We start from the raw sequence: 6,013 nt of genomic DNA, 5'->3' as shown, positions 1-6,013 counted from the left end.
GCACAAAAAGTCGACGTGAAAAAAGCGTAAGACAACCAACCAAACTATTAAGATAAGGAGAAAGACTATGTGGGGTGCATTCGCGTACAGCGCATTTTATCTAAAAAGTGATTATGACCTGGCCGGTAACAAAGTCGGTTCATCTAAAAAGAAAGAGAGTAAAAAGTAAGACGCCAGTCAGGCCACTGAGTCGGGGCCAAGCAAGAGCCGAGTGATAGTCACTCATCATCAGACTCACCTATCACCATCAGAGTATCGGACAACTCAATCGCACAACAAAAGAATCGTCCGGTATTTATTCCTAACTAAAGAATTTGTTTTAGGATTCGATCTGCTTTGATCCGTAAGATCTTCTTAACCAAGCGTTGTACTGCCTGAGGGTAATCTTCAAGGGGTTCAATTTGTTTGTAAGTACACACCAATTGTGTGTGTTGAAGGATGCAACTAAACTCCTGCTCAAATTTATCAACCAGATGTTGCTGCTTATCTTGGATTAGCAAACCATTTTCAAGATCTAGCTTCCAAGCCCTCGGATTAAGGTTATTCCCTGTAAGTAACATGTACTTTTTATCAACCCAAATACCTTTTAAGTGAAAGCTATTGTCATCGTGTTTCCACAAATGAATGGAAAGCTGACGACTGGCTATTTTAGCTTCATTTAATTTTGCAAAACGTCGTAGGTTGAGCTCATACAGATAAGGTAAACCACCGATCGTTTTAAACGGTTGGCTAGGTGGGATGTAAAAGTCATTGGCAGTTTTATCACCAACAATAATATGAACTTTTACTCCTCTTCTTAATGCCTTTTTAACTTGAGAGGAAACACTTTTTGGAAAGTTAAAATAGGGTGTGCAAATGAAGATTTCTTCTTTTGCCTGAGCAATTAAATGAACAATATGCTTATTAAGTCGGTTACGTCTTTTCCCAAGTCCTACCATTGGCGTCACTGCGACTTCATTGTCACTAACAGCCTCTGGTATAAACTGATAGCTAGCTTGAGCTAATGCATTTCGAAACTGACGTATTATGGGTTTCAACTCTTTCGTCGTTGGGCGATCGTTATCGGTCAGATCGTTGACAGCTGAATGTGAAAGAATGGCGTTATTAATAAACTCAACCATAGAGTCAGCGAGCGTTTTATTTTCCAACACGTGGTATCTGTCATAGCGATAACGTTCTTTAAAGTTCAAATAAACATTATTCAGGCTCGCTCCACTATAGATAACTTTGTCATCAATAATGAATCCCTTTAAGTGTAATACACCAAATACTTCTCTACCGCGAACAGGAATACCGTGAACAGCGATCTTATGATCGTATTTATTGGCGAACTCTTGATACATTGCGGAGTTACCTTGCGATTTCTCTGCACCAATAAGTCCTCGTTGGGCTCTGTGCCAGTCGACACAAACCTGAATATCAAGCCCAGGGTTTCTCTGCTTTGCTTCGTATAATTCTGTCAGGATTTCTCTACCTGCTTCATCTGCTTCGAGATACAGCGCAACGATATATATTCGCTTACTGGCTTTTCTAATCGATTCAATGAGATATTCTCGATATTGTTCTGCTGAATACAGTGCTTCGAAGTGATCTGGCTTGAGCGCAACGGTAGGTAGTAGTTCGAACGGATTTCTACGAGCGATCATGTTTAGTGTAATACCTTAATTTCTTGCAAAGTTGCGAATGACTGATACTAACAAATTCAGCTTTGTAAAAGCTACTCAAGCTAAGGAAATATGTTGTATTTCTACAAATATTGCATAGCAATGAGTGATTTTCCACTATTTGTATAACGTTGATACAATTGACTAAGAGTGGGAGGAAGTAAGTCATTACTAATTGTATGGAAACCAGCCCGATGATAAAAATGTTCGAGGTGGCAGTAAGAGAAGCAGTATACATCAGGTGTTAAATATTTCTGCTTTTTACAGTAGTTGAGCAAGGCTGAACCAATACCACGTCCCCTTTTTTTGTCCATAACGGCCATGCCTGTCAGCAGACAGAGTGTATCTACTTGCCTGAATCTAACAACAGCCACGATATTATGGGCCATAGTATCGCGAGCTATGATGATAATTTCGTCACGCTTGGGTTTTGTCGATGGATAATACTGCTTGTAAAAACGCTGGATTAACGGCAGTTTTAAGGGATCTAATTGTTCAAATTCTAATTTTTCCATTAGCCAGTCTTTTCTGTTGTAGAATGCGGTTAGTGTATTTGAAGTAAAGAATCGTATGCAAATATATAAAAACGCGAGTTTAAAGCCTTATCACACATTCGCAGTAGAACAAACTGCCGACGTAGTTGTAGAAGTGAGCAGTATTGATGATATCAAGCATGTCTATCAAGAAAGGGCTTGGGAAAAACTACCAAAATTAATTCTTGGTAAAGGCAGTAACGTCCTCTTTACCGAGCATTTTAATGGTGTTGTTATCATTAATCGACTACTGGGATTAGAGATTGAAGAACACCAGAATGACGTTCATCTGCATGTAAGTGGTGGTGAGGATTGGCCATCATTTGTGGAGTACATTGTCAATCAAGGCATTACGGGACTAGAAAATCTGGCGCTAATTCCTGGTTGTGTAGGTAGTGCTCCGGTACAAAATATTGGAGCTTATGGTGTTGAGTTAAAAGATGTCTGTTCCTATGTTGAATACCTCGATCTGAATACATTCGAATGTTCTCGCATAACTGCCGAGGAGTGTCAATTTGGATATAGAGATTCTATTTTTAAACATACTCTAAAAGAGCAGGCCTTTGTTACCAAAGTAGGTTTTTGCCTTTCGAAAAGCAAAGCCCTGGTTCTTGGTTATGGGCCGCTACAAACACTTGATTCCAACAGTTCAAGTAAAGATATCTACGATATCATTTGCAAAATTCGTCAGGAAAAATTACCGGATCCGAATGTGACTGGTAACGCTGGTAGTTTTTTTAAAAATCCGATTATTCCAGCGGATCAGTTTGATGACCTAAAAGTACGATATCCGGGTATTGTGTCTTACCCTGGGAACAATGGTATCAAAGTTGCTGCCGGATGGTTGATAGATCAGTGTGGTTTAAAAGGTATTTGTGTTAACGGTGCATGTGTTCATGAAAATCAAGCTTTAGTACTGATAAATGCCCATAACGCTACTTCTCAAGATGTGATTCAACTTGCGAAATTAGTGAAGAGTCGTGTGTTTGAAGAATACGGTATTTCTTTAGAGCATGAGGTGCGTTTTATTGGCGCGGCAAATGAAGTCTTTTTACAAAATTTTATGGATTAAGTAAGTGAAAGATCACAGTGTTAAAATTGCTTTACTGAAAGCGCTCTCTGATGGCTCTTTTTATTCGGGAGAAGCGCTAGGTGCTTCATTAAGTATTTCTCGGGCTGCTATCAGTAAGCATATAAAAGGAATACAAGAGTGGGGCGTTGATATCTTTCGTATTCAGGGGAAAGGCTATCAATTGGCTCAACCTATGAATTTGTTGGATAAAGACTTTCTCGAATCTCACATATCCACGCCATTTTACTTACATCCTGTTATCGACTCGACTAACCAGTATTTAATGGAACGAACCAATGAATTGAGTTCAGGCACCGTTTGTTTGGCAGAATATCAGGAGCAGGGAAGAGGTCGACGAGGCCGACAATGGTACTCTCCTTTTGGGGCGAATCTATACATGTCTATGTATTGGAATCTCGAAGCAGGTATAGCCGGAGCTATGGGACTGAGTCTAGTCGTCGGAATTGCCGTTATTGATGCGCTAGATGAACTAGGTATATCAGGAGTAAAGCTCAAGTGGCCTAATGATCTGTATTTCAATGATAAAAAGCTCGCCGGCATTCTGGTAGAAATGTCAGGACAGGCAGGAGGTGCAGCTCATCTTATCATTGGAATGGGGATGAATCTAACAATGCAACGTGACCAAAACAGCCCAATAGATCAGCCTTGGACATCAATAAAAGAAGTTCTAGGCGGAGACTCCGTAGATAGAAACAAATTAGCTGCGAAGATTATCCATCATTGGCACAAGGTACTAAATGACTATGAAGCGCAAGGGATGTCAGCATTTGTTGCTCGGTGGAACAAACTTGATAACTTTATCGATCGCCCGGTTAAACTTATTATGGGAAGTCAAGAAATAACGGGGATTGATAAGGGTATTGACTCTCGTGGTGCCATTATACTTGAGACAGAATCGGGTATTGAATCTTATATCGGTGGTGAGATATCACTCCGTAAAAACGACTAATATCACGTTATTTGCGTAACAGAATCTCTTCAACTGTATGGTTTGCGCCCTTGGTCAAAATCAATTGGGCGCGGCCACGAGTTGGTAATATATTTTGGCGAAGATTCTTACCGTTGATGGCGTGCCAAATGTTCTGTGCCTTAGAGATTGATTGCTCTTCAGTTAGATCCGTATAGTGGCTAAAGTAAGAGCCTGGTTGTTTAAATGCACTGTCTCTGAATTTCATGAAACGCTCGATATACCACTTTTCAATTAGTTGTGGCGGAGCATCAACAAAGATAGAAAAGTCGAGAAAATCAGAAATGAATACGCGGTGAGGCGCATGAGGATAGTCCATCCCACTTTGCAGAACGTTTAGCCCTTCGATTATGAGGATATCTGGTACGTCGACCACTTTGATTTCGTCGGTGATGTTGTACGTAATATGTGAATAAATCGGTGCTGCCACATTGGGTTTGCAAGCTTTTACATCAGAAACAAACTCAACTAATCTTTTTATATCATAGGACTCAGGGAATCCTTTCTTATGCATTATTCCTTTTTCCAGAAGGATATCGTTTGGATAGAGGAAACCATCAGTTGTAATCAATTCGACATTCGTATGATTACCCCAGCGCGCAAGTAGGGCTCGTAAGATACGGGCGGTAGTACTTTTGCCAACTGCGACACTTCCTGCTATACCAATAATGAATGGCGGAGAAATTTCATCATTCCCGAGAAATTCATGCAGAACTGAGTTCCTACTTTGGCGTGCAGCTACATAGAGGTTCAATAGACGAGCAAGCGGTAGATAAATCTCTACTGCTTCTTTCATCGTCAGGTTTTCGTTGATCCCTTGTAGCTCTAGCAGATCTTCTTCTGACAAAGTCATTGGAACACTGTCGCGCAGGTGGGACCATTGTTCTCTGGAAAATGAAAGGAATGGGCTCATCTTCGTACTCTGGAATTAAGGAATAGAGAGCAAAATACCTCAAGGAGCAGATAAAGCAACCGAGAAGTTAGTTTTCGCATTGCTTTACAACAAAAATTGATGCAAAAAGCAACGATTAAACAAAAAGATGAATATTTTAGTAATTTTTTTGCTTTAAGGGTTGCAAGCCAATAAATCATTCAATAGAATGCGCCCCACTTGTGCCGACTTAGCTCAGTAGGTAGAGCAACTGACTTGTAATCAGTAGGTCACCAGTTCGATTCCGGTAGTCGGCACCATTTTCTCCTAAATGAGAGAAAATGCTTAAAGTTTTGGAGGGGTTCCCGAGTGGCCAAAGGGAGCAGACTGTAAATCTGCCGGCTCCGCCTTCGATGGTTCGAATCCGTCCCCCTCCACCATATTCTTAAGGAAATAGCTCTCAGAGTTACGTGTGCGGGCATCGTATAATGGCTATTACCTCAGCCTTCCAAGCTGATGATGCGGGTTCGATTCCCGCTGCCCGCTCCAATCTTTCGAGTGCTGATATAGCTCAGTCGGTAGAGCGCATCCTTGGTAAGGATGAGGTCCCCAGTTCGATTCTGGGTATCAGCACCACTCTAAGCAAATTTTTCCTTTTGATATATACTTTATTACCAATAAACTTTGGTTGCGTGGTCATTTTTGCCACCTTAATCCGTACCTAGAGGGACAACTCATGTCTAAAGAAAAATTTGAACGTACGAAACCGCACGTAAACGTTGGTACTATCGGCCACGTTGACCACGGTAAAACAACTCTAACAGCAGCTATCTGTACAGTACTATCTAAAACTTACGGTGGTGCAGCTCGTGACTTCGCATCTAT

6 protein-coding genes and 4 tRNA genes are annotated in these 6,013 nt (G+C 40.9%); 7 read left to right on the top strand and 3 right to left on the bottom strand.

Annotated elements, in window-relative coordinates; genetic code table 11:
* Positions 1 to 305: 305 nt before the first annotated feature.
* Positions 306 to 1,646 (bottom strand): CDP-diacylglycerol--serine O-phosphatidyltransferase, encoded by a 1,341-nt coding sequence (gene pssA / locus EES38_RS21540; protein WP_124939269.1) that lies wholly within the window; start codon positions 1,644 to 1,646, stop codon positions 306 to 308.
* A 101-nt stretch (positions 1,647 to 1,747) separates the two neighbouring features.
* A complete protein-coding gene (locus tag EES38_RS21535; protein WP_124939268.1) occupies positions 1,748 to 2,179 on the bottom strand; it encodes a GNAT family N-acetyltransferase in 432 nt (143 codons plus the stop codon).
* 55 nt (positions 2,180 to 2,234) lie between these two features.
* Here EES38_RS21535 and murB point away from each other — a divergent pair, with 55 nt between their 5' ends.
* Complete coding sequence (gene murB / locus EES38_RS21530; protein WP_124939267.1) at positions 2,235 to 3,269, top strand: UDP-N-acetylmuramate dehydrogenase; 1,035 nt, start codon at positions 2,235 to 2,237, stop codon at positions 3,267 to 3,269.
* 4 nt (positions 3,270 to 3,273) lie between these two features.
* On the top strand, positions 3,274 to 4,239 hold the full coding sequence (gene birA, locus EES38_RS21525; protein WP_124939266.1) for a bifunctional biotin--[acetyl-CoA-carboxylase] ligase/biotin operon repressor BirA: 966 nt from the start codon (positions 3,274 to 3,276) through the stop codon (positions 4,237 to 4,239).
* Between the two features lie 7 nt (positions 4,240 to 4,246).
* On the opposite strand, the gene coaA is transcribed toward birA, so the two are convergent.
* Positions 4,247 to 5,170, bottom strand: coding sequence for a type I pantothenate kinase (coaA, locus tag EES38_RS21520; protein WP_124939265.1), 924 nt, complete (start codon positions 5,168 to 5,170; stop codon positions 4,247 to 4,249).
* Positions 5,171 to 5,372: 202 nt separating this feature from the next.
* Here coaA and EES38_RS21515 point away from each other — a divergent pair.
* The 5 genes from EES38_RS21515 to EES38_RS21495 form a co-directional block, all read left to right on the top strand.
* Positions 5,373 to 5,448 (top strand) — tRNA-Thr (locus EES38_RS21515).
* A gap of 35 nt (positions 5,449 to 5,483) precedes the next feature.
* Positions 5,484 to 5,568 (top strand) — tRNA-Tyr (locus EES38_RS21510).
* Positions 5,569 to 5,602: 34 nt separating this feature from the next.
* A tRNA-Gly gene (locus tag EES38_RS21505) sits at positions 5,603 to 5,677 on the top strand.
* Between the two features lie 11 nt (positions 5,678 to 5,688).
* Positions 5,689 to 5,764 (top strand) — tRNA-Thr (locus tag EES38_RS21500).
* A 100-nt stretch (positions 5,765 to 5,864) separates the two neighbouring features.
* A partial coding sequence (locus EES38_RS21495) for a GTP-binding protein (protein ID WP_243694244.1) occupies positions 5,865 to 6,013 on the top strand: 149 nt, incomplete at its 3' end.

This window comes from Vibrio viridaestus, assembly GCF_003856525.1.
Taxonomy (GTDB): Bacteria; Pseudomonadota; Gammaproteobacteria; order Enterobacterales; family Vibrionaceae; genus Vibrio; species Vibrio viridaestus.
This window is presented reverse-complemented; position numbering and strand designations above follow the sequence as displayed.